Below are 25,147 nucleotides of genomic sequence, written 5' to 3' on the forward strand. Positions count from 1 at the left end.
TCGCCGGCCGAGGGAATCGAGGTAACCAGCATGAACACGGCGACGAAGCTGAGCGGATTCGCCCTCGGCCTCGCGGCGGTGTTCGGCGCGGCGTACGGGGTCGGCCAGGTGGCCGGCCCCGTCTCGCCCGCGGCCGACATCCGTCACGACGTCGGCGACGGCGCACACTCCGACACCGGTGCCTCCGGGCACGGGAGCGAGGAGAGCGGGGCCCATCTTCCCGGCGGTCTGCTCGTCTCCGACCGGGGCTACACCCTCGTCCCGGTGGCCGCCCCGGCGGGCGAGTTCGCCTTCCGGGTCACCGGTCCGGACGGGCGGGCGGTCACCGCGTACGACGTGGCGCACGACAAGCGGATGCACCTGATCGTGGCCCGCCGCGATCTCTCCGGCTTCCGGCACGTGCACCCCGAGATGGCGCCGGACGGCACCTGGCGGGTCGCCTCGCCGCTGGCCGGGCCGGGCGTCTGGCGGGCGTTCGCCGACTTCACACCCACCGGCGGGGAGCCGCTCACGCTCGGCGTGGACGTGACCGTGCCCGGGATGCTGACCGAGACCCCGCTGCCGGCGCCGGCGACCAGCACCACGGTCGACGGCTACACCGTCACCCTCGCCGGCACCCCGGAGCCCGGCCGCACCGCCGAGCTGACCCTGACCGTGAGCCGCGACGGCGCGCCGGTCAACGACCTGGAGCCCTACCTCGGGGCGTACGGGCACCTGGTGGCGCTGCGCCAGGGCGACCTGGCGTACCTGCACGTGCACCCGGACGGCGCGCCGGGCGACGGGCGCACCCGGCCCGGCCCCGAGGTGACCTTCTTCGCCGAGGTGCCGTCGGCCGGCGCCTACCGGCTCTACCTGGACTTCAAGCACGGTGGCGCGGTGCACACCGCCGAGTTCACCGTCGTCGCCGGCAGCCCCGGCGTCCCGGCCGGCGGCGCGCCGGCCGTTCCCGCGCCCACCAGCACGAGCGCACCCGCACCGACGGCCGGCGCCGACCACGGCAGCCCCGGCCACGGGCACGACTGACGGGACCGTGATGACCACCACCAGCAAGCCCCTACCGATGGCACCGAACCGGATCGAGCTGGCGATCGGCGGGATGACCTGCGCCTCCTGCGCCGCCCGGATCGAGAAGAAGCTCAACCGGATGGACGGGGTCACCGCCACGGTCAACTACGCCACCGAGAAGGCCACCGTCCAGTACGCCGACGAGGTCACCCCGGCGGAGCTGATCGCCACGGTGGAGAAGACCGGCTACACGGCCGTCGTCCCGCCCCCGCCCGCCCCGGCCGGTACGGAACCGGCCGCCGAGCCGGTGGACGAACTGCGTGGCCTGCGTACCCGGCTCTGGGTCTCGGTCGTGCTGACCGTGCCGGTGATCGTGCTGGCCATGGTGCCGGCCTGGCAGTTCGACTACTGGCAGTGGCTGTCGCTGACCCTGGCCGCCCCGGTGGTGGTCTACGGCGGCCTGCCCTTCCACCGGGCGGCCTGGATCAACCTCCGGCACGGCGCGGCGACCATGGACACCCTGGTCTCCCTCGGCACGCTGGCCGCGTTCGGCTGGTCGGTCTGGGCGCTCTTCCTCGGCAGCGCCGGCATGCCGGGGATGACCCACCCGTTCAGCTTCGACATCAGCCGCAGCGACGGCGCCGGCAACATCTACCTGGAGGCGGCGGCCGGGGTGACGGTGTTCATCCTCGCCGGCCGCTACTTCGAGGCCCGCTCGAAGCGGACCGCCGGCGCCGCCCTGCGGGCCCTGCTCGAACTCGGCGCCCGGGACGTCGCGGTGCTGCGCGGCGGCACGGAGACCCGGATCCCGGTCGACCAGCTCGCGGTGGGCGACCGGTTCGTGGTCCGGCCCGGCGAGAAGATCGCCACCGACGGCGTGGTCGACGAGGGCACCTCGGCGGTCGACGCCAGCATGCTGACCGGCGAGTCCGTGCCGGTCGAGGTCGGCCCGGGCGACACCGTGGTCGGCGCCACCATCAACGCCGGCGGCCGCCTCGTGGTCACCGCCACCCGGATCGGCGGCGACACCCAGCTGGCGCAGATGGCCCGGCTGGTCGAGGAGGCGCAGACCGGCAAGGCCGCGGTGCAGCGGCTCGCCGACCGGATCTCCGGGTTCTTCGTCCCGGTGGTGATCGCGCTGGCCGCCGGCACGCTGGGCTGGTGGCTGGGCACCGGGGCGGGGCCGACCGCCGCGTTCACCGCCGCGGTGGCGGTGCTCATCATCGCCTGCCCGTGCGCCCTCGGGCTGGCCACGCCGACCGCGCTGCTGGTCGGCACCGGCCGCGGCGCCCAGCTCGGCATCCTGATCAAGGGCCCGGAGGTGCTGGAGTCCACCAGGCAGGTGGACACCGTGGTGCTGGACAAGACCGGCACGGTCACCACCGGCCGGATGACCCTGGTGGACGTGCTCCCGGCGGCCGGCGAGGAGCGTGCCGAGCTGCTCCGGCTGGCCGGCGCCCTGGAGGCCGCCTCCGAGCACCCGATCGCCCGGGCGGTCGCCACCGGCGCCGCCGAGGCCGGGGCGCTGCCCCCGGTGACCCGCTTCGGCAACGTCGAGGGCCTCGGGGTGACCGGCACCGTCGAGGGCCGCGAGGTGCTGGTGGGCCGGCTTCGGCTGCTGCGCGAGCGCGGGCTCGACGTACCGGAGGAGGTGGAGCGGGCGGCGACCGCGGCGGAGGCCGGGGGCCGGACGGCCGTGCTGGCCGGCTGGGACGGGCGGGCCCGCGGGGTCCTCGCGGTGGCCGACGTGGTCAAGCCGACCAGCCGCGCGGCCATCGCCGGGCTCCGCGCGCTCGGCCTGACCCCGGTGCTGCTCACCGGCGACAACGCCACGGTCGCGCAGGCGGTGGCCGCCGAGGTCGGTGTCGACCAGGTGATCGCGGAGGTGCTGCCGGCGGACAAGGTGGACGTGGTCGCCCGGCTCCAGGCCGAGGGGAAGGTCGTCGCGATGGTCGGCGACGGGGTGAACGACGCCGCCGCGCTGGCCCGGGCCGACCTGGGGCTGGCCATGGGCACCGGCACCGACGTGGCGATCGAGGCGAGCGACCTGACCCTGGTCCGCGGCGACCTGACCGCCGCCGTGGACGCGATCCGGCTCTCCCGCCGCACCCTCGGCATCATCAAGGGCAACCTGTTCTGGGCCTTCGCCTACAACGTGGCCGCCCTGCCGCTGGCCGCGGCCGGCCTGCTCAACCCGATGATCGCCGGTGCCGCGATGGCCTTCTCCTCGGTCTTCGTGGTGGCCAACAGCCTCCGGCTGCGCGGCTTCCGACCGGTGGCCTGACCGGCGGCGGCGGTTGACCGACCGGGCCGCGGGGTACATCCGGGACGTAACCGGAACGCTGAGCGGGAGGTTGACATGGGTGTCGACGACAAGATCAACAATGCGACCGAGAACGCCGCCGGCAAGCTGAAGGAGGGCGCCGGCCGGGCCACCGACGACGAGCGTCTCGAGGCCGAGGGCCGCAACGACCAGGCGTCCGCCAACCTGAAGCAGGCCGGCGAGAAGATCAAGGACGTCTTCAAGAGCTGACCGGCGTACGCGAAACCGCCGGGCCCGGCGCCGCCGGGCCCGGCGGTTTCGCCGCTTTCGGGTTGGTCGTCGACCGGGCGCTTTGAGATCTTGGTAGGAAATGACCCCTCCAGGGGCCATTTCCTACCAAGATCTCTCCGTCATCTGGTGCGGAGGCACCTGCCGAGCCGCCGCGCGGCGAGGTCAGCGCAGCACGCGGTACCGCACGTGGGTGACCGTCGGACCGGCGACCACCGCCACCTGCTCCAGCCGGGGGTCGCCGACGTCGACGAGGAGCTGTTCCCCGGCGCCCAGCACGATCGGCACGATGTGCAGGTGGAGCGAGTCGAGCAGGCCGGCCGCGAGGTACTGCCGCACGGTGCTCGCGCCGCCGGCGATTGCCACCTCCCGGTCACCGGCGGCCGCCCGGGCCTGCGCCAGCGCCGAGTGGATGCCGTCGGTGACGAACCGGAACTCCGTCCCGCCGGCCATCGGCAGCGGCTCCCGCGGATGGTGGGTCAGCACGAACACCGGGGTGTGGAACGGGGGATCCTCGCCCCACCAGCCGCGCCAGGACGCGTCCCACGGTCCGTCGCCGCCGCCGAACATCCGGCGCCCCATCACGTACGCCCCGACGTCGCGGGTCATCTCGTCGATCAGCCGGGCGTCCACGTCGGACCCGTCGTCGGCCGGCCCGGGGCGGTCCCGCCCGCCGTCGGCGGGGAAGGCCCACTCGTGCAGCCGCTCGCCGCCCTTGCCGAGCGGGTCCTGGAGGCTCTGCTCGGGTCCCGCCACGTAGCCGTCCAGGGAGATCGAGATCTGGCAGGTCACTGTGCTCACGGTCGCTCCTTCGTCGGGTCGGGCGGCGCGGCCAGCCGGGCCGCGCGCAGCTCCAGGTAGCGCTGTTCGGGGCGGCTGGTCGTCGCCCGCGCCGCCGCCAGGTACGCCTCCCGCGCGGCAGCCGGCTCGCCGGCCAGCTCCAGCAGGTGGGCGCGGACGGCGGCCAGCCGGTGGTGCCCGGCGGTGCGCTCGTCGGAGTCGAGCGGGGCGAGCAGGGCCAGCCCGGCCCGGGGCCCGTCGACCATGGCCACCGCGACCGCCTGGTTGAGCGTGATCATCGGATTCGGCGCGAGCCGGGCCAGCAGCCGGTAGAGCGCCAGGATCTGCGGCCAGTCGGTCCGCTCGGCCGACGGCGCCTCGGCGTGCACCGCGGCGATCGCGGCCTGCACCTGGTACGGCCCCGGCGGCGACCAGGTCAGCGCCGCGGTGACCAGGGCGATCCCCTCCTCGATGGCGGCCCGGTCCCAGCGGCCGCGGTCCTGCTCGGCCAGCGGGACCAGCTCGCCGTCCGACCCGGTACGCGCCGCCCGGTGCGCGTCGGTGAGCAGCATCAGCGCCAGCAACCCGGCCACCTCGCCGTCGTCGGGCAGCAGCCGGTGCAGGGTGCGGGTGAGCCGGATCGCCTCGCTGGTCAGGTCGGCCCGGTGCAGGTCCGGGCCGCTGGAGGCGGTGTAGCCCTCGTTGAAGATCAGGTAGAGCACCTGGAGCACGGTCCGCAGCCGCTCGCCCCGCTCGGCCGCCGACGGCATGGCGAACCGGGCCCCGGCGGCCTCGACCCGCTGCTTGGCCCGGCGGATGCGCTGGCTCATGGTCGCCTCGGGCACCAGGTGGGCCCGGGCGATCTGCGCCGTGCTCAGACCGCCGACCGCGCGCAGCGTCAACGCCACCTGGGCCGACCGCGCCAGCGCCGGGTGGCAGCAGAGGAAGAGCAGGGTCAGCGTGTCGTCCTCGGCCGGTGGCTCCTCGTCGGCCGGCGGGGCGACCGCCGCGTACGCCGGCTCGCGGACGGCCAGCGCGACCTCGCGGTCACGGCGGGCCCGCTCGCTGCGCCACTCGTCGGTGAGTCGGCGGGTGGCGACGGTCAGCAGCCAGGCGCGGGGATTGCCCGGCACGCCCTGCTCGGGCCACTGCGTCGCGGCGGCCAGCAGCGCCTCCTGGACGGCGTCCTCGCACCGGTCGAACTGGCCGTGCCGGCGCACCAGCAGGCCGAGGACCTGCGGCGCGAGGGTGCGCAGCAGGTCCTCGCCGGCCCGGTCCGTCACATCTCCGTCCCGGCCTCGTCCATCACCGCGCGCACCTCCAGCGCGCCGCCCAGCCGCACGTCCGGCCAGCGCCGGGCGATCTCGACGGCCCGCTCGGGGCTGTCGCAGTCGACCATCAGGTAGCCGGCGAACTGCTCCTTGCTCTCCATGAACGGCCCGTCGGTGACCTCCGGCCGGTCCCCGTCGAGCCGGACCGTACGGGTCTGCGACGGGTCGGCCAGCGCCTGCCCGCCGACCAGCTCACCGGACTCGGTCAGCTCCTTCATGATCTCGTCCACCTCGCCGAAGAGCGCGGTGCGCTCCGGCTCGGAGAGTGACTCGGCGAACCCCGGGCGGTTCCAGATCAGCAGCATGTACTTCATCGGATGCTCCTCGCGTCGGTGCCGCGCCCATCGTGGCGCTTCTCGCCGGTAGGTCGGAGCCGACCCCCCGGTACCCGACAGCCGGCGGGAAGAAATTTCCGGCGTCAGCGCCGGCGGCCGCGTACCTGCCGGGTCGCCCGGGTCGGCCCGCCCGGGTCCAGCGACGCCCGGTCGGCGGCGGAGGTGCCGGACGACCAGCCCTCGGCGTCGCGGACGGCGAGCCGGTGCCGGGTGACGCCCGGAAAGAGCGTGTCGAGGCGTTCCCGCACCGCCTCGGAGCGGGCGGCGAGCACCGGCAGCAGCCGGTCCGGCCCCGCGGTGTCGGCGGCCTGCCGGTCCGCCGCCTCGGTGGCGGCCCGCAGCCGCTCGCCGATCCGCAGGGCGAAGGCGTTCAGGAAGGACTCGTCGTAGCCCCGGGTCCGCCGGCCGGCGGAGCTCGTCCGGCGCTCGCCCCGGCCGCGCAGCATCGCGGTGGTGGCCTGCACGAGCAGCGAGGTGTAGAGCAGCTCGACCGCCTCCAGGTCGGCCGGCCAGCCGAGCACGGTGGTGAAGCCCAGCTCGTCGGACCAGACCGCCTCGCACCGGTTGGCCGCCGCCACCTCCTGCACCAGCAGCGCCTTGGCGCCCGGGTACGGAGGGTCGGTGCCGAGCCGCACCCCGCCGGGCAGGTCGTCGCGGTCCGCGCCGGCGGCGAGCAGCGCCTGGTCGACGCTGTGCCGGGCGATCAGCTCCTGGGCCTTGCCGGTCAGCGCCTCGGCCTCGGCCGGGAAGGTGGTCGACTCGGCCTTGGCCAGCAGCGCCCGGACCCGGTCGAGCATCCGGGAGGCGCCGTCGCCGCGACCGCGGCCCGCGCCCGGCGGGGCGGCCACGCCGGGCGGCGGGCGGAGCACGGCGATCGGGGGCAGCCCCTCGGCGAGCGCCAGCACGTCCACCGCCTCCCGGAGCGCGGTGATCCGGTCCAGCCCTTCCCGGCCCGCCCACCCGGCCAGGTAGTGGCCGTCGTCCGGCCACCACACCCGCGCCCCGAGGTCGTCGAGCTGGGCATCCCACCACCCGGGCACCGGCCCGGGGTGGTCACGCCGCTGGGCGGCGAGCGCGTCCCGCACCAGCCGGGCCGGCCGCGCGCCGAGCCGGCGGGTGGCGATCCGGGCCAGGTCGACCGGCTGCCAGCCGCGCGCCGCGAGCAGCCCGACCCGGTGGACCAGGCGGCGGAGCAGGGCCGCGTCGACGTCCGCGGCGCCGGCGCCGACCACCAGCCGGTCCAGCTGCCGCTCGGCGAGCCGTACGTCGGTGCCGCGCGCCGCCGCCACCGCGTCGGTGACCAGTTCCTCGGCGTCCGGCACGGTCGCGTCCCCCTCGCTCTGTCGCCCGGGTGCCCGGAGGTGACCGTCGCCCGCCCGCCGAACGTACCGCCGGGCCCGGGCCGTCGTCCGTCGGTCGTGACGGGCGACACCGGCCCGTCGCATGCTTCGCCCGCCGCCGGGTAGATCGAGGGCCGACGCGAGCGAGGCGAGGTACGCGATGGCGGGATCGTGGTTGCTGGGCAACGGCGCCGGCACGGCGGCGCGACGGCCGACGGCGCTGCTCGTCGCGGTGCACCGGGAGGACGAGGCGGGGGACACCGGCCCGGGCACCGCGGTGTCGCTGACCGAGCTGCGCCGGCTCGCCGACACCGACGGGCTGGCCGTGGTCGACGAGGTGGTGCAGAACCGGCCCCGCCCCGACCCGGCCACCTACGTCGGGTCCGGCAAGGTCGACGAGCTGGCCGCGCTGGCCGAGCGGACCGGCGCCGAACTGGTGATCGCCGACGGCGACCTGACCCCCGGTCAGGTCCGCAACCTGGAGGAGCGGGTCGGGGTGCGGGTGGTCGACCGGACCGCCCTGATCCTGGACATCTTCGCCGAACACGCCCGCACCAGCGAGGGCCGGGTGCAGGTGGAGCTGGCGCAGATCGCGTACCAGCTGCCGCGGCTGCGCGGCGACGGGCGCTCGATGTCCCGGGTCGGTGGTGGCCGGATGGCCGGCGGCGCCGGCATGGGTGTGCGTGGTCCCGGTGAGATGCGGCTGGAGACGCAGCGGCGCCGGCTACGCCAGCGCGCCACCCGGCTGCGCCGCAACGCCTCGGAGCTGGCCCGGCGCCGGGACCGGAACCGGGAGCGGCGGGCCCGCAACCAGGTGCCCTCGGTGGCCATCACCGGCTACACCAACGCCGGCAAGTCGGCTCTGCTCAATCGGCTCACCGGCGCCGACGCGCAGGTGCAGGACGTGCTGTTCGCCACCCTCGACCCGACGGTGCGCCGGGTACGCGCCGACGACGTGCTGTTCACCGTCACCGACACGGTCGGTTTCGTCCGGCACCTGCCGCACCAGCTGGTCGACGCGTTCCGCTCGACGCTGGAGGAGGTCAGCCGGGCCGACCTGGCCCTGCACGTGGTGGACGCCTCGGCGCCGGACGCCCTGGACCAGATCACCACCGTGCACGGGGTGCTGCACGAGATCGGCGCCGGTGACGTGCCGGAGCTGCTGGTCCTCAACAAGATCGACGTGACTCCGGTGGAGTGGCTCGACGCGCTGCTGCGGGTGCACCACGGCGCGGTCGCGGTCTCGGCGCTCACCGGCGCCGGCATGGACGAGCTGCGCGTCACCCTGGCCCGCCGGCTGGCCCGGCGCTGAGCCCGGCCCGCTTCCTCCGGGAGCCCGGGCGGGCGCCGGGTTAGGGTGTCCGGATCGGCGGTGGGCGTCGAGACCAGGTCCGAGGGAGTCGGTGGATGACCGGCGCAGTCCGGCGGCCCGGCCCGGGACGGTACGCCGGCGCGGGTCGCGACGACGCCTGGCTGGCGGAGGTGGCGCGGGGCGCCAGCGCGGACGCCGGCGGGGTGCCGGTGGAGCTGCTCGGCGACTACCTGCCGCTGCTCGCCGAGGCGGCGGTGACCGGGCGGCGTCCCCGGCGCGGTGAACTCGACGCGGTCGGCGCGCTGGGCCGGCGGGCCGCCGAGCAGGGCGTGTCGGCGGGTCGGGCGGTGCAGCTGTACCTGTCGGCGGCGCGGCGGCTGTGGCAGGAGTCGCCGCAGCTGGCGCACGCCACCGACAGCGAGGTGGTGCGGGCGGCGGCCGAGGCGGTGCTGCACGTGGTCGACGCCGCGGTGGCGACCCTGGCCGAGGGCTTCGCGGTGGCCCGCCGGGAACTGGTCCGGCGGGAGGAGGCGCTGCGCCGGGAACTCGTCGACGACCTGCTGCGTGGCGACTCGGACCTCGGCGGCCTGGTGGAGCGCGCCGAGCCGTTCGGGCTGGACCTGGCGCGGGTGCACCAGGTGGCGCTGGCCGCGCCCCGCCGGCGGCTGCCCGACACGGACGCGGCGATCAGCGCCCTGGAGGCGGTGATCTTCGACCGGCTGGGCGACCGGGACGTGCTGGTCGCCACCAAGGAGGGACTGCTCGTGGTGATCGCCCCCGCCGACGCGGTGGCCGCCGACCGGGCGGCCGGGGGTGGTGCCCCGGCCGCCGACCTGGGCCGGTTGATGCACGCCGAGCTGGACCGGCTGCCGCGCGGCCGCCCCTGGCAGGTGGCGGTCGGCCGCCCCCACCCGGGCCTGTACGGCATCGCCCGCTCCTACGAGGAGGCCCGTGAGGCGCTCACCATGGCGCAGCGGCTGCACGCCGACACCGCCGTCGTCGACGCCCACGACCTGCTCATCTACCGGGTCCTGCTGCGTGACCAGCCGGCCATGGTCGACCTGGTACGGGCGGTGCTCAGCCCGCTGGGCCGCAGCCGGGGCGGCGCGGAGCCACTGCTGGACACGCTGGACGCGTACTTCGCCACCGGTGGGGTCGCCACCGAGGCGGCCCGCCGGCTGCACGTGTCGGTCCGTACGGTGACCTACCGGCTGACCCGGGTCAGGTCGCTCACCGGCCACGACCCGACCAACGCCGGTGACCGGTTCACCCTCCAGGCCGCGGTCTTCGGCGCCCGGGCGCTGGACTGGCCGGCGCAGCCGCTGCCCGGCCCCGCGTCCTGAACGGCAGGAGGGCGACCTGTCCGGCGGCCGGCAACCTCGGGGCGGGTTGTTGGCCGGCCGTGGGCACTGTCCGGCCGCCGATTTCGGCCGACTCTGGAGGTCCGAGGTGTTCCCGACCGGCGAGGAGGCGGTGATGACGACCAGCGCGATGGCGGTGCCACCCTCGCCACCCGGTCGACCGCCGGTGCCGACCGCCGGCCCCCGGAGGAGCCTGATCGCCGGCCCGGCCGGGTGTCCGCCGACCGGGGCCACGGGATCGCCTCGACGATCCGGGACCTGACGCTCCGCCGGACGACCAGCCCTTCCCGGCCGCCGCGCTGTGCCGCGGCGGCCGACGCGCAGTCCTCTCCCGGCCCGGAAGCTCCCGGCCCCTTCGTACCCGATCCCACCCGCGGGCCGCCCGGCGCGGCGGCCGCCCCACATCCACCCCGCGGCTCACCCCGGCAGTTCCGGGGGTCCCGCGCACCACCGGAAGGAAGACACGATCATGACGGACACCGTCCGCAACCGCACCGAGGCCCTGCGCGAACTCCTGGAACGGCAGTTCCAGAGCCACACCGACCAGCTAGCGGAACTGACCATCCACAGCCGGGAGCCCGAGCGGGGCGGCCACGACCCCGACACGCTGCGCGGCCTGATGGAGACCGCCCGCCAGGGGGTCGCCGACACGGCGCAGGCGCTGCGGCGGATGTCCGAGGGCAGCTACGGCCTGTGCGAGCGGTGCGGGGAAGAGATCCCCCTGGCCCGCCTGGAGATCCTGCCCTGGGCCCGCTTCTGCGTGCCCTGCCAGCAGCGGCAGGGCAACTGACCGCACCCGCCGCGCCCCGGGCCGGGGTGGTTCCGGGCGCCGGCGAGGATCGCCCGGCCGGCCGCCCGGCACCGACACCACGCCCCGAGGCGGCATGCCTCGGCGGTTTCCGGGTAGGGGAGGACACACCCGAGGTAGGCGAGGTCAGTGATGGCGGAACCGCGGTGAACGTCGACCGCCGGTCGGCGGGAGCCGGCGCGCTGATCGGCGTCGCGGTGATGGCCGCCGTCGACGAGATCGTGTTCCACCAGCTGCTCGGCTGGCACCACTTCTACGACCGGTCCACCCCGTCGGTCGCGCTGCTCTCCGACGGGCTGCTGCACGCGGCCGAGCTGCTCGCCCTGGTCGGCGGCTTCTTCTGGTACGCCGACCTGCGCCGCCGGGGCGTCCTGGTCGGCCGCGCCGCGTGGGGCGGGTTCCTGCTGGGAGCCGGGGCGTTCCAGCTCTTCGACGGGATCGTCGACCACAAGGTGCTGCGGCTGCACCAGATCCGGTACGGGGTGCACCTGCTCCCGTACGACCTGGTGTGGAACGCCGCCGCCGTGGTGCTGCTGCTGCTCGGCGCCGTGGTGCTCCGGCGGGCGCGGCCGGTCCGGGTCCGGTGACGACGCCCCAGCCCGCCGGGTCCGGCGCGGAGGTGCTGCCGCTCGCCGCGGTCGCCCTGCTCGCCGCCGGCTACCTCTACGCGGTCGGCCGGGACCGGCGGGGCTGGCGCCGCCGGCGTACGGTCGCCTGGCTGGCCGGCTGCGCGCTGCTGGCGGTCGCCCTCGGCCCGGTGGCGGGCGGCGGTCCGCGCGCCCACGCGGCGCAGCACCTGCTGCTGGGCATGTTCGCCCCGCTCGCGCTGGTGCTGGGCGCCCCGGTGACGCTGCTGCTGCGGGTCGCCCCGCCCCGGGCACGCCGGGCGGTGGGCCGGGTGCTGCGGTCCCGGCCGCCGCACCTGCTCGGCCACCCGGTGACGGCCGCGCTGATCAGCACCGGCGGGCTCGCCCTGGTGCTGCTCACCCCGCTCTACGCGGCGGCCGAGCGGCACACCTGGCTGCATCTCGGGCTGCACGGGCACTACCTCGCCGCCGGCTACCTGCTCGCCTGGGCGATCGCCGGACCCGACCCGGCACCCCGCCGGCCGGGACTGGCCGTGCGGGTCGGCGCCCTGCTCGGCGCGGCGGCCGGGCACTCCGTGCTCGCCAAGTACCTCTACGCGCACGCCGCCACCCTGCCGCCGGGCCTGGACGACCGGGACGTCGACGCGCTGCGGGCCGCGGCCCGGCTGATGTACCACGGGGGTGACCTGGCCGAGCTGCTGCTGGCCACCGCCCTCTTCGCCGGCTGGTACCGCCGGCGCGCCGGCCGCCCGACGGCGCCCGCTCAGGCGGTCCGGGGAAGCGGGCCGACGTCGCTGTGCCGGCCGGGGCGCACCGCGGCGTGACGCTGGCCGGGGGCGGGGCCGTGCCGCGCCGCCAGGACGTCGGCCACCATGCCGGCCGCGAGCGCGTAGACGGTCTTGTGCAGCACGTCGATCACGAGTTCCCGGCGTGGCCAGGTCTGCGGCGGCGCGCCGGTGCCGGTCGCGTTCTCCAGAATCTGGTCGCTGGTCAGCCGGATCACGGTGAACATCCCGGAGGCGACCGGGCCGCGCAGCCCGGCATTGGCCATCACCGCCCGCAGCACACCCAGCAGCGCGCCCTGACCGTAGTGCATGAGCAGGTTCAGCCCGGGCGGCTGTTCGCGGGGACGCTCCGGCAGCCCCGTCAGCCGTTCCAGTGTCCGGGCCGGGACGTACGAGTCGGGCCGGCCGGTGACCCGCTGTTCCAGCTTCTCCCCGGCGGTCATCACCGCCGCCCCGACGAGACCGGCGAGCAGACCCTGCGGTACGGCACGGAGCAGCATGTCGGAGCCTCTACCCCCGGAATCGACGCGCACACCCGCCCGATCGTTTCGGCGCTGCTTCGCGACGGGGGTCAGCCGCCGTGGTGCGGGTTGCCGGCGGTCAGTCGCAGGGTGAAGCCGGTACCGTCCCGGTGCACGGTCACGTGGTTGCAGGACTGGTAGGTGATCCAGAGCCCGAGCCCGCCCGGGCCGCCGTCGCCGGTCGGCAGCAGCCCGGCGAACGGGTCCCGGGGCCCGGTACCGCCGTCGCTGACGGTCACCACGATCCGGTCGTCGCCCGGCCAGATCCGGACCCGGACCGGGGGAACGCCGTGGCGCTGGGCGTTGGTGACCGTCTCGCTCACCGCGACCACCAGGTCCTCGAGGTCGTCCGCCGGCAACCGGCCCTGGTCGACGGCGTGCACGGCGGCGCGGGCGCGGGCCGCCGTGGGGTCGGCCAGCTCGACGGCCGGCGGCCCCGCCTGGAGCGGGTCCGGCGTCACCGGACGGTTCTCCAGCAGGTAGGCGGCCGGCGGGGTGTACGCCCCGCTGGGCACGTGCCGCCCGTCGGGCGCGGCGAACCGGGGGTGGGTCCGGGCGACGTCGGCCAGCACCGACGCCGGGGTGATACGGGTGTCGTACGCGCACATGCTCCAGAGCGGGAACTCGTCGTACGCGTGGTTGATCGCCGCCTCGTACCGGGCCCACCAGTCCCACGTCGCGCCGAACGCGGTCCGCGGCAGCTCGCCGATGATCCGGATCTGGCCGGCGCCGTCGGCCACCTGCTCGGCCAGCAGCCGTCGGTAGGACCGGATCGCGGCGGTCGGCCGGGCGTACACGTCGCCGCCGGGCAGGAACTCGACCTTCAGCCCGGGGGGCAACGCCGACCGGACCAGCCCGCCGGTGCGCGCGCCGAGGGCGACGAAGGTCGGCTCGCCCGCCTCGACGCCGCCGACCAGGAAGGGCAGCACGACGGCGAGCAACTCGTCGTCGGTGTCGTAGCGGACGGCCTCGTGGTAGTAGCCCTGGTGGCCGGCGGCGGCTCCGGTCCTCACCGGGTCACCTCCACCCGCAGGTGGGCCAGGTCCAGCAGCCCGGCCAGCCGGGCCACGGCCGGGCGCGGGGTCCGCAGCACCGCCGTCGCGGTGCGGCGGTGCGCGTACTCGTCGAGGTGCACCAGCGAGCGGTGGTCCATGAACCGCAGGCCGGTCGCGCGCAGCACCAGCTCACCGTCGGTCGGGCGCAGGTCGGCCCGTTCCAGGGCGGTGCCGAACAGCTCGTGCTGGGACGGGTCCAGCTCACCGACGAGGGCGGCGTGCCCGTCGCGCGGGGCGGCCGCGTACAGCTGGAACAGCAGGTCCTCGACGTTGCTCTCGGGGTGCAGGCAGGCCAGCTCGGCGACCGCCCGGTCACCCAGCTCGGGCCGATGGTAGGCGCACATCGCCCGGAACGGTCGGGTGCGCATGTAGCGGTCGATCTGGTGCTCGTAGCGGGCGAACGCGTCGAGCTGAGCCGGGGTGCGCACCAGCGGGGTGGCCTCGGCGACCACGCGCAGCCCGGTGTGGCCGGCGGCCAGTGCCCGGTCGGTGGCGGCGGCGTAGGCGGCCACCTGGGCCGCCGCGTCCACGGTGCGGCCGCTGGCGTAGGTCGAGTCGAGCGCGACGACCTCGGCGGCGCCGCGGCCCAGCGCGTCGGCGATCCCCCGGTTGCGGCGCAGCCGCGCCAGCGCGGACTGCGGCTCGTCGCGGGTGACGTACCAGACCCGCTCGCCGGCCGCGAGGCCCTCGGCGAGGTACGCCTCGGCGTACGCGCGGAAGGCCGCGGGATCGTCGTAGGCCCAGCACACGTGACCGTACGGCCCGGCCGGCCGCTCCTTCACGATCATGCTGGTCGCCCCACGCCGCCCAGTCTAGGCCGACCGTGGACGACGGCCATCGGTGCGCGGACGGCCCGGACGGGTGGCGGGCGCCGGCGGCGCGCCGGCGAGGCTCACCGCAGCCGGACCGGTCCGGCGTCGATCCGGGTGCGGAACAGCGCGTACGGCCTGCGGCGCAGATCCTGGCCGCCCTGGTACGGGGGCTGCCGGTGCAACTGGTTGGCCGTGACGTACAGGTACCCGTCGCCGGCCACCGACATGGTGTCCGGCCAGAGCAGCCGGGGGTCGTGCACGAGCGTCTCGTACCCGCCGTCCGGGCGGCGGCGCAGCACCGCGTTGTGCTCGTAGGAGGTGAGGTAGAACCGCCCGGCGTCGTCGGTCTCCAGACCGTCCGAGCCGCCGCCCTTGTCGCCCTCGTCCACCACGGTCGCGGCGACGTCGGCGTCCGGGAGCGTGCGGTCGACCAGGGCGTCGGTCGCCACGCTGTACCAGCGGCGGGACGCGAGCGGGCAGTAGTGCAGACGGGAGCCGTCGGCCGAGATCGCGATGCCGTCCGAGCCCATCGCCACCGGCGTCGGCGGGCCGCCGGGCGGCCGTTGCAGGAACGGCCGGCCCTCGACCACCGGCCGGAACGTCGCCAGCGGTTCCGCCTTCGTGGAGGGGTGCTCGTGCAGCCGCCGCCAGGACGCGCCGCTGGCCAGGTCCACCACGATGATCCCGTTCGGGCCGGAGTCCGACGAGTCGGTGATGTACGCGACGCCGCCGTCCCCACGGCGCAGGTCGAAGCGCACGTCGTTCAGGTAGGTGGTCGGCAGCGCCACGTCCGCCGGGAAGGTGATCACCTGGGCGACGGTGTCGGTGTCCAGGTCCACCCGGACCAGCTTCGGTCCGCCCGGCTCGGTCGGCTGGAACATCGGGCTGCCGGTGTCGAGCACCCAGAGCCGGTCGGCCGGATCGACCACCACGCTCTGCACCGAGACGAACGCCTCGGCGTCGGCGGTCCCCGCCGGGCTGTTCCATTGCTGGTCGGGGAAGGGCACCTCCTGCCCGCCGCGCAACTCCACCACGGTGGCCGGGACCTCGTCGCCCCACTTCGGGAAGTTCACGAAGATCCGGCCGGTGTGCGAGACCGTCACCCCGGTCGGCATCGGCCCGGTGAACGTGTGCACCAGTTCCAGCACGCCGACCGGCTCGTCGCCGACCGGGCCGTTCACGCCGTACCGTCCGGCCACCCACCCGCCGGTGCCTTCGGTCCTCCACCGTCCTGCCCCATCCGCATGGTGATCCCTCCGGGTGCCCGCTGCAGGTTCCGGGGCGACTTCCCGGCGCCGCCCGGGCGAAACCCGCCGCCGGGCGGGGGTGGGAGGCGGGCGCGGGCCGGCGGAGCGCGCGGGCGCCGGTGCGCCGGGTCCCCGCGGCATGCCGGCCCGCCGCGACCGGTCCGCGCGCGAGGATGGCGTCATGACCGACTACGGGCACGAGTTGATGTTCGGCACCTTCATCACGCCCACCGCGCACCCCGCCCACCAGGCCGTCGACCTCGCCGTGGTGGCCGACCGGGCCGGGCTCGACCTGGTCACCTTCCAGGACCACCCGTACCAGCCCCGGTTCCACGACACCTGGACCCTGCTGAGCTACGTGGCCGCGCGGACCGAGCGGGTCCGGCTCAGCGGCAACGTGATCAACCTGCCGTTGCGCCAGCCGGCGGTGCTCGCCCGCAGCGCCGCGAGCCTCGACCTGCTCAGCGGCGGCCGGTTCGAGCTCGGCATCGGGGCGGGCGCGTTCTGGGAGGCCATCGAGGCGATGGGCGGCCGGCGACTCGGGCCGGGTGAGGCGATCGGCGCGCTGGGCGAGGCGATCGAGGTCATCCGTGGGATCTGGGCCGCGGACCAGCCCGGCGCGGTCCGGGTCAAGGGGGAGTACTACCAGGTCAACGGTGCCAAGCGGGGACCGGCGCCGGCCCACCGGATCGGCGTCTGGGTGGGCGCGTACAAGCCGCGGATGCTGCGGCTGACCGGGCGGCTCGCGGACGGCTGGCTGCCCAGCCTGGCGTACCTGCCGGGTGGGCCGGCCGACCTGGTCGAGATGAACCGGGCCATCGACGACAGCGCCGCCGCCGCCGGCCGCGAGCCCGCGGCGGTACGCCGGCTGCTCAACATCGCGGGACGGTTCGCCGAGACCGGACGGGCGCTGCTCGACGGGCCGCCGGAGCAGTGGGCGGAGGACCTCGCCGGGCTGACCCTCGACCACGGTGTCAGCGCCTTCATCCTCGCCGCCGACGACGCCGCCACCATCCAGCGGTTCGCGGCCGAGGTCGCCCCGGCCACCCGGGAACTGGTCGCCGGGGAGCGCGCCCGCCGCGCCGGCTGACGGAGGCCTCACATCGCGCGGCGTCGGCCCGGCTTCTTCTGCGGCTTGTGACCGGTGGCGGTGATGACGCTGAACTGGCCGTCGGGCTCCATCCGGACCTCGCGTACCTCGCTGAGCTCGGCGATGCCCTGTTCCCGCAGCTCGGCGCGGAGCTCCTCGTCGGTGATGAACTCCCGGCGCAGGTTGTGGCGCAGGATCCGCCCGTCCCGCACCAGCACCAGCGAGCTGGGCCGGATCAGCCGGGCCGCCAGCGGCCACCGGTAGGCCAGCGCGTCGAGCAGGTACGACCAGCCGATGATCACCGCGACCAGGAGCACCCCGTCGGTGACGGAGCGGTAGTCGTCCGACATGCCGTTCTGCGCGGCGTCGGCGAGCAGCACGATGACCAGCAGGTTGGTGACGCCGGTGGTGCCGCTCTCCCGCTTGAGAATGACCCGGAGCAGGACGAACAGCGACAGGTACATCACACTGCCCCGGGCGAAGATCTCCGGCAGCGGCGTGTCCGGGCGGAACACGGTTTCCCAGTCGGTCACGGCGGCACCTACCCGCCGGGACGGTGCGCAATCCCCGGCGGCCGCCGCCCGGGCGGACGGTCAGGGGTGCGGCGGGCCCGCCGGGTCGGCGTTGGCCGGCGTCGTCGGTGACGCGGACCGGTCCTCGACGGTCAGGCAGACGCTCACCGTGGCGGTCAGGCCGTCCGGACGCCGGGTCAGCATCAGCGCGCCGGTCAGCTCGCGGGCCAGCCACAGGCCGCGCCCACCGGGCACGTCCGCCGCGGGCAGCTGCACCGCGTCGGCGTCCGTGCCGACGCCGTGGTCGTGCACCTCGCACACCAGCGCGTCGTCCTGGCGGAGCAGCTCGACCCGGCCCGACCCGCCGCCGTGCCGCACCGCGTTGGTCACCAGCTCGTGCACGGCCAGGACGAAGTCCTCGGCGTCGTCACCGGCGAGTCCCGCCTCCGTGACGTGGCGGGTCAGCGCGTGGCGTACCTCGGTCGCCGTCTCGGCGGTGAACGCACGCGCCCACAGCGGCACCGACCGGTTCGCCACCGGCGCGCCGTCCGTCAGGTCGGCGCCTTCCCCCTGCCCAGGCCGCATACGGGCAGGATACGGGGGATGCGCCCGGGCGCGACCGTTGCGCGATGGCAAGCAGCTCATCCGGCCGCGGGGACCGGACGGCGGCTGGGGCCGGCCGAGCGGCGGGCGGGGCGCGCCGCCGGGCATGGCCGCCGGGCCGGCGGGTAGGGCGACAGGACGAGCCACGAGAGGAGACCATCGTGTCCATACCCAGCACCACCAAGCCCATGCTGGAGGCGTACCCGAAGTCGATCAACCTGGACCGGGCGAAGCTGGCGGCGGCGATCGACGCGCTCAACGCCTGCGCCCAGGCCTGTACCGCCTGCGCCGACGCCTGCCTCAGCGAGGACATGGTGAGCGAGCTGACCAAGTGCATCCGGACGGATCTGGACTGCGCGGACATCTGCACCACCACGTCCCGGGTGCTCTCCCGGCACACCGGCTACGACGCCAACATCAGCCGGAGTCTGCTGGAGGCGTGCGCGACGGCCTGCCGGTCCTGCGGCGACGAGTGCGCCCGCCACGCGGACAAGCACGAGCACTGCCGGATCTGTGCCGACGCCTGCCGGGCCTGTGAGCAGGCGTGCCGGGACCTCCTCGCCAGCATGAGCTGACCGAACGCTCGGCCACCGGCGGATCCGGAACGCCGACGGCGCCAGCGCCCGGACGGGTGCTGGCGCCGCCGTGCGCGCGTCAGCTGCGGGCCTGCCGCTTGGCGGTCTGCGGGTCGGTGCCCTTTTCGACCTTCTTCAGGGCATTGCGCAGCTGGCCCTCGGTCATCTTCGAGTTGCCCTGAATACCCGCGTTGTGGGCTTGCTGACGCAGGTCGTGAAGCTGGGTACGGTCAGCCATGTCAACCTCCCTCTCGAGCACGGCGCGAGGCGCTGCCCACGCCGTCGAATCCGCTGGCTTCCCGGGCTCGTCCGGAGCAAACCCGGTGGCCGAGCGGTGCGGGCGGGAGACGGCGATCCGGCCACCCCACCGCCAGCCCGTACCGCTGCGCCGCCGTCAACGCGCACGCTCCGCAGGTCGGCGTGAACCGGCACCGGCCGGGCCAGTGCGGCGACAGCCATCGGCGGTAGCCCTGGATGGCCGCCAACCCCGCCCGGTCCAGCACCGGCGCCCGGGTCGTCGCCGCCACCCCTGCGGTCTCCCTCCGCTCGGGGAGCGGGATCCCTCCGCGGCGGGACGGTCGCCGGCCACCCGCCGCCTACGGTCGGGGCATGGCAACCAGATCCGATCGGCAGGTGCGCTGGCCCGGGTACGCGATGGCCGTGCTGTTCCTCGGCTACGCCGCCGGCAAGGCCGTCTTCGCGGCCCAGGGCAGACTGGGGTTCCCGGGTGGACCGGTGGTGCCGGTAGAGGAGCACGAGCGCTACGCCCGCGACATGATGGACGTGGCCCTGGCGCAGTGGCTCGCGGTCGCGACCGGCCTGCTGGGCGCCCTGCTCGCCCTGGCCACGGTGACCAGCCTGGGGCGCCGGGTGCCCCGGGTGCTGATGCTGCTGGCGCTCGCCGGCGCGATGGCCTCGGCCGGTGCCGGCGCGGTCGTCATGGCCGCGGACGGGTTCGTCGGCCTCGGCGTGGGCTGGCAGTGGCAGCACGGCCTGCTCGGGATCGTCGTGCTTGGACTGTTGACCGCGACGAGCTGGTCCTACGCCCGGGCGACCCGTCCCGTCCGGGGCTGAGCGAACGACCGCCGGGCCATCGCCGTGCGGCCCTGCCACCCGCCCCGGGACGTACGGCATCGTCGACGCGACGGAGGAAAGCGCCGGTGGGTGGGGGCGGCAGGGGGCACTCCTGGACGCTCCGGCGCATCGGCTGCCAGGTACGCTGAGGCCTCGCGCCCTCGTAGCTCAGGGGATAGAGCAACGGTTTCCTAAGACGGTGCCCTGTCCGTGTCCGAAGGCCGGTTGACCTGCGGCTTCTCGATTTCAACGTTCTGTGCGCCGGTCGCGCCGGCCGACTGCTGTGGTCGTTCGCCGCAGATCAGCAGGTGGACCGTCGGGCCTGCTCAACCTACCCTCGCCGGAGCCGGGTGGGTGACCACTGCCGCGGCGCAGCGGGCAGGATCTTCGGGCGGAGCTAAAGATGCAGGGTGAAGCAGTCCAGCGAGTGGACCGGTCGGCGAACTGGGAGCGGCTCACCGCGCTGCCGCTGACGGTGTTGTCGGTGGTCTTCCTGGCGGTGTACGCGGCGCCGATCCTGCGTCCTGATCTGGCGCCGGTGTGGCGGGACGTGTGCGCCGTGACGTCCGTCGTGATCTGGCTGCTTTTCTGGGTCGACATGTTGGTGCGCCTCAAGCTGGCCACCGACCGGCGTCGGTTCCTGCGTGGCCATCTGTTCGACCTTGCCGTCCTGGTGCTTCCGGTGCTCCGGCCGTTGCGCGCCGTACGGCTGGTCATGGTGGTGTTGACGATCAGCCGGCGCACGGAGGTCTGGGCGCGGGGCCGGCTCGCTGTCTACGTCGCCACCACCACCGCGCTGCTCGTGCTGGTGTCCGCGCTGGCGGCGCTGGACGCCGAGCGGTCGGGGCCCGACGCGAACATCACGTCGTTCGACGAGGCTCTCTGGTGGGCGACGGTCACCATCACCACCGTCGGCTACGGTGACCACTACCCGGTGACCACGATGGGACGGTTCGTCGCGCTCGGGTTGATGATCGGTGGGATCGGTCTGATCGGTTTCGTCACGGGTTCGCTGGCGACCTGGATCGTGGAGCGGGTCTCCGCAGCCTCCGACCAGCCGACCGCGGCGACGAGTGCGGACGTTGCGGCGTTGCGGGCGGAGATCGCGGCGCTGCGCCAACACATCATGGCTGCTCCGGACGCGCGAGCGACGGATGCGGACGGGCGAGCACCTGCGCCGAGGCCCTCGCCATGACCGCTCGACTGCTTACCGGGGCCCGCCGTACTGTGTCGGCTGCCCATTGAGATGGTCGGCCGGACAAACGAGCCTGGCCCGGTTGGCCGCGTGGGCCCCCGCAGTGCACACCGCCTCCGGTCCGCTTTGAAAGGCGATGAGAGCGCCCCTCAGCGGCCTTTTACCGATGGCGGCGGGCCGCGTATTCTCGACGCCCCATGAAGGCAAGGGGTGAGATGGGAACAACCGCGAGCCCTACCACCGCTGGCCCGTCTGCCGTGCGCGACTGGGTGTTCATCGCGGCCATGACCGCCCTTGCGCATCCGGCCGTCCTCCTCATCGGTATGGCGGTGCTCGCCGCTGTGGTGGTCTTCCGCGCCTGGGTGCCGTTCGCGTGGATCGTGCTCCCCGTACTCGCGTTCACGGTGATCCCCCTGGTGACGCACCGGCCACGACTCACCGGTCACGCCGTGCGTCCGGCCGATGAGCCTGAGCTGACTACCCTGGTGCGGCAGGTTGCCGAGGGCCTCGGCTTCCGCTTTCCGCTGCTCGTGCGGATCGTGGCCGAGCCGGATGTCGCTCTCCTGCCCACCAGGACGTCGGGATTCCGCACCTTCACCCTATTCCTGGGTTTGCCGCTGGTGCGCCGGCTCACCGCTGCCGAGCTCGCCGCCGTCGTGGCGCGCGAGTTCGCTGACGAACAGCATGCCGGGGACCGGCGGACCCAACTGCTGCGTCGGGCGCGGGGATCCCTGGTAGCCAGCCTCGAGGACCGCTTCCGGGCGCCGGCCGCCCTGGTTGAGCGGTTGCTGCGGGCGAGCCAGGCTCACATCTGGCCGCTGGCCTTGGCTGCGGATGCCGATGCCGCCGCGGTTGCCGGCACGCCGGCCGTGCGCGGTGTCCTCGTCGAGGTTGGCATCGTCGACGCGGCCTTCCACGTGCTCGGTGACACCTGGACGGAGGTGCTGGGCGAGGACGGAAGCTACCCGGAGGACCTGTACGAAGCCCTCGACGCGGCACTCGCCGACCCGTACGTCGCGCCCCGCCTGGCCGCTGCTGCTGTCGCCGACGAGGAGGACCCGATGGGCATCGCGATCGAGCCTCCGCTGGCCGTCCGTCTCGCCGCGCTACCCGAGCACCTCGGCCTCGGCTGGGACGCGAGCACGCCGGTGCCCCTGCGGGACGCCGACACGCTTGAGCGACGGTGCGTGCGGAACCCCGTCAGCGCGCAGGAGGTTCCGGACGAGCTTCGGCCGGTTCGTCTCCTCGACCTCGCCCCGGAACGCTTCGAAGCGAGCACGCGGGAGGTCGCGTCGTGTCTCGTACAGGTGACAGGTCAGGATTCGGTACGCGCAGCGATGGCCGCCGCAGCCGATGCGGTGGCGGACGGCACCTGGATGCAACTGGCTCGGGCGCTCGACCGGGAGACGGGGAAGCTGCCACCACCGATGCGGGCCGCCGCCGCACGCGCCGTTCTGGTCGGCTACCTCGACCGTGTGATCAGTGGGACGCTCCTGGAGGCCGGGTGGGCACGTGCCAGCCGGTGGACAGCGAGCGTGTTGGTCGGCCCCGCCGGTGCGCTGCTCGACGTCGAGGAACTGGTGGAGCACGCCATCGACAGCGGCGACCCGACCCGGATCAGGGAACTGCTCCCGCACTTCACCGAGCGGGCCGTGTGTTGAATCGACAACGGCCGGTTCTGCGCGTCGCGCTGCTGGCGCTCGCCGCCACCATGCTCGCGTTCGCCGTCCTCGGGACTGTCCTCGCCTGGCAGGCGTACCGGTACGCCAGCGCGCAGGAACGAGCCACCGCGGTGGTCGAGGGCATCGTCGTCGAGGACGGCATCGGGGACCTCGACGACATCCGTGTCCGATGGGTGGACCAGGCGGGCCGGGAACACGTGCAGCGCTTCGGGATCTACGACACCGACCGGTACACGAAGGGCCGGCCGTTTCCGGTCGCGTACGACCCGGCCGAACCCGAACCCCGCGGCTTCCCAGCCGACCCGGACGAGACCAGCGCCGAGGACGACCTGTTGGTTCCGATCCTGATCGCGGGCTTCGTGACCGTACTCGTCGTGCTGGCCTGGGCGCTACGCGGCTTCCTGTTCCGACGCGCCGCGGGCCGGTCGAGTTCTCCCATGGTGGCGTCAGTGCTCGCGGGCGACAGACCGGACGGCCCGCCGATCTCGGTCGGCAACAGCACCTGGATCGCGCTCGCGAAGGACAGACGCCACGGTCCCGACCGCTGGCAGCGGGTCATGTGGCACCCGGTCGTGGACTCGGTAAGCGGCACCGTTCCCGTCACGGTCCACGGTGACGTCTCGTCGAAGCGCCGGGTGGTCATCGAACTGCCGGGCCAGGTGCGGCTGGTGCCCATCGGCCGGCTACGACACCGGCCGCCGAAGCGAGTGGTGCTGGAGGAACGAGCCGATGTCAGTGACACGCTTGACGACCTCGTCATCCTCCCGGCCGGGGCGTCGCTGCCCCGGGCTCGGCCATGGTGGTGGCGCGCCGCGGGCTTCGCCCTGGTAGGAGCAGCCTTCGGCGGAATATGCGGCATGTTGTTCCTCGGCGGCGGCACGGCCGTCCCGCTGGCCGCCGTCGTGGGCGCGGCACTGCTGGTCAACGTCTGGGCGTTTACCGGAGCCGAGCCCTGAACCCTGGTCCTCGGTCACATCGACGCCGGTGACAGACGAGGCGGGAGGGAAGTCCGAGGGTGGCCGCGGAGCGCGGTCATAACGCTCTGGTGTTGACCCGTTTCGACGGACAGGGCCGATGAGTTGACCTCACGCTATCTTGTCTGCTGGCAAGTTGCCGCGGGCTCGGACGGCGCGGCGGACACGGGCGTTAACGGACTCGATGGCGTTGGTGGAGCCGAGGACGAGGGTACGGATCTCGGCATCGAACGCGAAAAACGGCACGAACTCAGCCACGCCTGTTCCCACGACCTGACTGTCGCCGGGTACCTGCACCTGTCGCGCCATGCATCGGTGAACTCGGCACAGCGCCCTCGACGACCTCATCGGTGATCGTGCAGATGCCCTACCGCGACACGTCAGCGCCATCGACCTCGGCCAGACAGACCCCGGATCTCGCCGGTGGTCAGGCCCGTTGCGGACAGGCAGCTTTCCATGCCGTCCACGCCGGACATCTGCGGCTGATGCATGCGAGGGATCTGAGGAGTGAATGACCGTCCCGGTCGTGGGGCGGTCTCGGTAGCAATGGCGGCAGCCGAGTGTTCGGACGTGAGGTGCGGCTCCTTGATCAGGAGGTAGACCATCGTCTTACAGCGCCTGGGTCCGGCGTTCGGCGGCCAGGATGACAAGAGCTGGGTAAGGGAGCTGTTACGCGCGGTCTTTCGGAGCCGGGAGGGGGAACCCTCCCGGCTCCTTGACCTCAGGCGAGCGCCTCTGCTGCAAGACGGTCCGCTGTGCTCGCTGCCTTGGCCTGGTGGATCTGCTGGTAGATCTCGGCGCGCAATTCGGCGAACCGCGCCAGTGACCGGGTCGCCAACTGGTCACGTTCGATGGGCAGGTCAACCGTCACCTGGTGTTGCACTACCGTGGGCGAGGCGGACAACACGATAACCCGCTCTCCGAGGTAGACCGCCTCGTCGATGTCATGGGTGACGAAAAGAAGCGTGATTCCGAACTGCTGCCACACCGAGCGGACAAGGTCCTCGAGATCCGCCCTGGTCTGGGCGTCGACCGCAGCGAACGGCTCGTCCATCAGCAGCACCTGCGGTTCGTAGGCCAACGCCCGTGCGATCGCGACACGCTGCTGCATTCCACCCGACAGCTGCCAGGGGTACGCGTTCTCGACGTCGTGCAGGCCCACCGCTGCTAGCGACTCCGTGACGAGCTGACGTCGTCGGGCACGAACAAGCCGCTTCTCCTTCAGCGGAAGCTCGACGTTCGCTCCCACCGTCATCCACGGGTACAGGCTACGTCCGTATTCCTGGAACACCACCGCCATGTCGGCCGGCGGCCCGGCGACCCGCTGCCCGTGCACCGACACCTCACCGGACGTTGGCGCCAGCAGGCCGGCGATGCATTTGAGCAACGTCGTCTTGCCGCAGCCGGACGGGCCGACCAGGCAGGCCAGCTCCCCCGCCTTCAGTTCGAACGTCAGGTCTCGGACAGCCTCGACGGTTCGGCCGTGGCCGCCGTAGACCTTTCGCAGGCCGCGCACCTCGAGCATTGCCTACCTCCTAGACGAGTAGTTCCGAATCCCGGTCAGTGGTCGTAGGCGATCAGTGACCGGGTGACGGGTGCGCCGGTCTTGTTG

General features: G+C 74.2%; 27 protein-coding genes and 1 pseudogene. 14 read left to right on the forward strand and 14 right to left on the reverse strand.

The window, feature by feature from the left end:
• Positions 1-30: 30 nt before the first annotated feature.
• The 3 genes from AC1WTP_RS23895 to AC1WTP_RS23905 all read left to right on the forward strand — a co-directional run bounded on the left by AC1WTP_RS23895 (position 31) and on the right by AC1WTP_RS23905 (position 3,538).
• The gene (locus AC1WTP_RS23895; protein WP_481651501.1) at positions 31-1,023 is read left to right on the forward strand and encodes a hypothetical protein; all 993 of its coding nucleotides are present in this window, start codon (positions 31-33) and stop codon (positions 1,021-1,023) included.
• A 10-nt stretch (positions 1,024-1,033) separates the two neighbouring features.
• Entirely contained in the window at positions 1,034-3,289 is a 2,256-nt protein-coding gene (locus AC1WTP_RS23900; RefSeq protein WP_481651502.1) for a heavy metal translocating P-type ATPase, read from the forward strand.
• 75 nt (positions 3,290-3,364) lie between these two features.
• A complete protein-coding gene (locus AC1WTP_RS23905) occupies positions 3,365-3,538 on the forward strand; it encodes a CsbD family protein (protein WP_481651503.1) in 174 nt (57 codons plus the stop codon).
• 183 nt (positions 3,539-3,721) lie between these two features.
• Here AC1WTP_RS23905 and AC1WTP_RS23910 read toward each other — a convergent pair whose 3' ends face one another.
• The 4 genes from AC1WTP_RS23910 to AC1WTP_RS23925 form a co-directional block, all read right to left on the reverse strand.
• Positions 3,722-4,357, reverse strand: coding sequence for a dihydrofolate reductase family protein (locus AC1WTP_RS23910; protein ID WP_481651504.1), 636 nt, complete (start codon positions 4,355-4,357; stop codon positions 3,722-3,724).
• Positions 4,354-5,619, reverse strand: coding sequence for an RNA polymerase sigma factor (locus AC1WTP_RS23915; protein WP_481651505.1), 1,266 nt, complete (start codon positions 5,617-5,619; stop codon positions 4,354-4,356). Before AC1WTP_RS23915 ends, AC1WTP_RS23910 begins: the two co-directional genes overlap by 4 nt.
• A complete protein-coding gene (locus AC1WTP_RS23920; RefSeq protein ID WP_481651506.1) occupies positions 5,616-5,981 on the reverse strand; it encodes a YciI family protein in 366 nt (121 codons plus the stop codon). Before AC1WTP_RS23920 ends, AC1WTP_RS23915 begins: the two co-directional genes overlap by 4 nt.
• 104 nt (positions 5,982-6,085) lie before the next feature.
• Complete coding sequence (locus AC1WTP_RS23925; RefSeq protein WP_481651507.1) at positions 6,086-7,324, reverse strand: DUF2786 domain-containing protein; 1,239 nt, start codon at positions 7,322-7,324, stop codon at positions 6,086-6,088.
• A 178-nt stretch (positions 7,325-7,502) separates the two neighbouring features.
• Here AC1WTP_RS23925 and hflX point away from each other — a divergent pair, with 178 nt between their 5' ends.
• From hflX to AC1WTP_RS23950, 5 genes are all read left to right on the forward strand, one after another.
• Positions 7,503-8,654, forward strand: coding sequence for a GTPase HflX (hflX, locus tag AC1WTP_RS23930; protein WP_481651508.1), 1,152 nt, complete (start codon positions 7,503-7,505; stop codon positions 8,652-8,654).
• A 95-nt stretch (positions 8,655-8,749) separates the two neighbouring features.
• On the forward strand, positions 8,750-9,997 hold the full coding sequence (locus tag AC1WTP_RS23935; protein ID WP_481651509.1) for a PucR family transcriptional regulator: 1,248 nt from the start codon (positions 8,750-8,752) through the stop codon (positions 9,995-9,997).
• 487 nt (positions 9,998-10,484) lie between these two features.
• Positions 10,485-10,805: a TraR/DksA family transcriptional regulator gene (locus AC1WTP_RS23940; RefSeq protein WP_481651510.1), complete on the forward strand. Its 321-nt coding sequence runs from the start codon at positions 10,485-10,487 to the stop codon at positions 10,803-10,805.
• 164 nt (positions 10,806-10,969) lie between these two features.
• Positions 10,970-11,410, forward strand: coding sequence for a DUF2243 domain-containing protein (locus AC1WTP_RS23945; protein ID WP_481651511.1), 441 nt, complete (start codon positions 10,970-10,972; stop codon positions 11,408-11,410).
• The gene (locus tag AC1WTP_RS23950) at positions 11,407-12,234 is read left to right on the forward strand and encodes a cytochrome c oxidase assembly protein (RefSeq protein ID WP_481651512.1); all 828 of its coding nucleotides are present in this window, start codon (positions 11,407-11,409) and stop codon (positions 12,232-12,234) included. Before AC1WTP_RS23945 ends, AC1WTP_RS23950 begins: the two co-directional genes overlap by 4 nt.
• Here AC1WTP_RS23950 and AC1WTP_RS23955 read toward each other — a convergent pair.
• The 4 genes from AC1WTP_RS23955 to AC1WTP_RS23970 form a co-directional block, all read right to left on the reverse strand.
• Positions 12,174-12,695: a hypothetical protein gene (locus tag AC1WTP_RS23955; RefSeq protein WP_481651513.1), complete on the reverse strand. Its 522-nt coding sequence runs from the start codon at positions 12,693-12,695 to the stop codon at positions 12,174-12,176. The two genes, AC1WTP_RS23950 and AC1WTP_RS23955, sit on opposite strands and share 61 nt — an antisense overlap.
• A 71-nt stretch (positions 12,696-12,766) precedes the next feature.
• Positions 12,767-13,729, reverse strand: coding sequence for an anti-sigma factor RsbA family regulatory protein (locus AC1WTP_RS23960; RefSeq protein ID WP_481651514.1), 963 nt, complete (start codon positions 13,727-13,729; stop codon positions 12,767-12,769).
• Complete coding sequence (locus AC1WTP_RS23965) at positions 13,726-14,559, reverse strand: MEDS domain-containing protein (protein WP_481651515.1); 834 nt, start codon at positions 14,557-14,559, stop codon at positions 13,726-13,728. The genes AC1WTP_RS23960 and AC1WTP_RS23965 overlap by 4 nt, the downstream gene beginning before the upstream one ends.
• 104 nt (positions 14,560-14,663) lie before the next feature.
• Positions 14,664-15,782: an L-dopachrome tautomerase-related protein gene (locus tag AC1WTP_RS23970; RefSeq protein ID WP_481651516.1), complete on the reverse strand. Its 1,119-nt coding sequence runs from the start codon at positions 15,780-15,782 to the stop codon at positions 14,664-14,666.
• Positions 15,783-16,011: 229 nt separating this feature from the next.
• Between AC1WTP_RS23970 and AC1WTP_RS23975 the strand changes: the two genes are divergently transcribed.
• A complete protein-coding gene (locus AC1WTP_RS23975) occupies positions 16,012-16,920 on the forward strand; it encodes an LLM class flavin-dependent oxidoreductase (RefSeq protein WP_481651517.1) in 909 nt (302 codons plus the stop codon).
• An 8-nt stretch (positions 16,921-16,928) separates the two neighbouring features.
• Here AC1WTP_RS23975 and AC1WTP_RS23980 read toward each other — a convergent pair whose 3' ends face one another.
• Both AC1WTP_RS23980 and AC1WTP_RS23985 read right to left on the reverse strand, forming a co-directional pair.
• Positions 16,929-17,453: a DUF421 domain-containing protein gene (locus AC1WTP_RS23980; RefSeq protein WP_481651518.1), complete on the reverse strand. Its 525-nt coding sequence runs from the start codon at positions 17,451-17,453 to the stop codon at positions 16,929-16,931.
• Positions 17,454-17,513: 60 nt separating this feature from the next.
• Positions 17,514-18,017 carry an ATP-binding protein gene (locus AC1WTP_RS23985; RefSeq protein ID WP_481651519.1) on the reverse strand — a complete coding sequence of 168 codons (504 nt, stop codon included), beginning with the start codon at positions 18,015-18,017 and terminating at the stop codon, positions 17,514-17,516.
• Between the two features lie 179 nt (positions 18,018-18,196).
• On the opposite strand from AC1WTP_RS23985, the gene AC1WTP_RS23990 reads away from it, so the two are divergent.
• Complete coding sequence (locus AC1WTP_RS23990; protein WP_481651520.1) at positions 18,197-18,610, forward strand: four-helix bundle copper-binding protein; 414 nt, start codon at positions 18,197-18,199, stop codon at positions 18,608-18,610.
• Positions 18,611-18,689: 79 nt separating this feature from the next.
• On the opposite strand, the gene AC1WTP_RS23995 is transcribed toward AC1WTP_RS23990, so the two are convergent.
• Both AC1WTP_RS23995 and yidD read right to left on the reverse strand, forming a co-directional pair.
• Positions 18,690-18,848 (reverse strand): hypothetical protein, encoded by a 159-nt coding sequence (locus AC1WTP_RS23995; RefSeq protein ID WP_481651521.1) that lies wholly within the window; start codon positions 18,846-18,848, stop codon positions 18,690-18,692.
• 1 nt (position 18,849) lies between these two features.
• The gene (yidD, locus tag AC1WTP_RS24000; RefSeq protein WP_481651522.1) at positions 18,850-19,137 is read right to left on the reverse strand and encodes a membrane protein insertion efficiency factor YidD; all 288 of its coding nucleotides are present in this window, start codon (positions 19,135-19,137) and stop codon (positions 18,850-18,852) included.
• 82 nt (positions 19,138-19,219) lie between these two features.
• Here yidD and AC1WTP_RS24005 point away from each other — a divergent pair, with 82 nt between their 5' ends.
• The 4 genes from AC1WTP_RS24005 to AC1WTP_RS24020 all read left to right on the forward strand — a co-directional run bounded on the left by AC1WTP_RS24005 (position 19,220) and on the right by AC1WTP_RS24020 (position 23,517).
• On the forward strand, positions 19,220-19,684 hold the full coding sequence (locus tag AC1WTP_RS24005; RefSeq protein WP_481651523.1) for a hypothetical protein: 465 nt from the start codon (positions 19,220-19,222) through the stop codon (positions 19,682-19,684).
• 403 nt (positions 19,685-20,087) lie between these two features.
• Entirely contained in the window at positions 20,088-20,879 is a 792-nt protein-coding gene (locus AC1WTP_RS24010) for a potassium channel family protein (RefSeq protein WP_481651524.1), read from the forward strand.
• Between the two features lie 257 nt (positions 20,880-21,136).
• A complete protein-coding gene (locus tag AC1WTP_RS24015) occupies positions 21,137-22,540 on the forward strand; it encodes a M48 family metalloprotease (RefSeq protein WP_481651525.1) in 1,404 nt (467 codons plus the stop codon).
• Positions 22,534-23,517 (forward strand): hypothetical protein, encoded by a 984-nt coding sequence (locus AC1WTP_RS24020; RefSeq protein WP_481651526.1) that lies wholly within the window; start codon positions 22,534-22,536, stop codon positions 23,515-23,517. The genes AC1WTP_RS24015 and AC1WTP_RS24020 overlap by 7 nt, the downstream gene beginning before the upstream one ends.
• Positions 23,518-23,649: 132 nt before the next feature.
• Here AC1WTP_RS24020 and AC1WTP_RS24025 read toward each other — a convergent pair.
• A pseudogene (locus AC1WTP_RS24025) lies at positions 23,650-23,867 on the reverse strand (transposase); the annotation flags it as partial.
• Between the two features lie 389 nt (positions 23,868-24,256).
• Positions 24,257-25,060 (reverse strand): ABC transporter ATP-binding protein, encoded by an 804-nt coding sequence (locus AC1WTP_RS24030; RefSeq protein ID WP_481651527.1) that lies wholly within the window; start codon positions 25,058-25,060, stop codon positions 24,257-24,259.
• Positions 25,061-25,147 lie beyond the last annotated feature (87 nt).

The sequence above is a fragment of the Micromonospora sp. R311 genome, assembly GCF_056780015.1.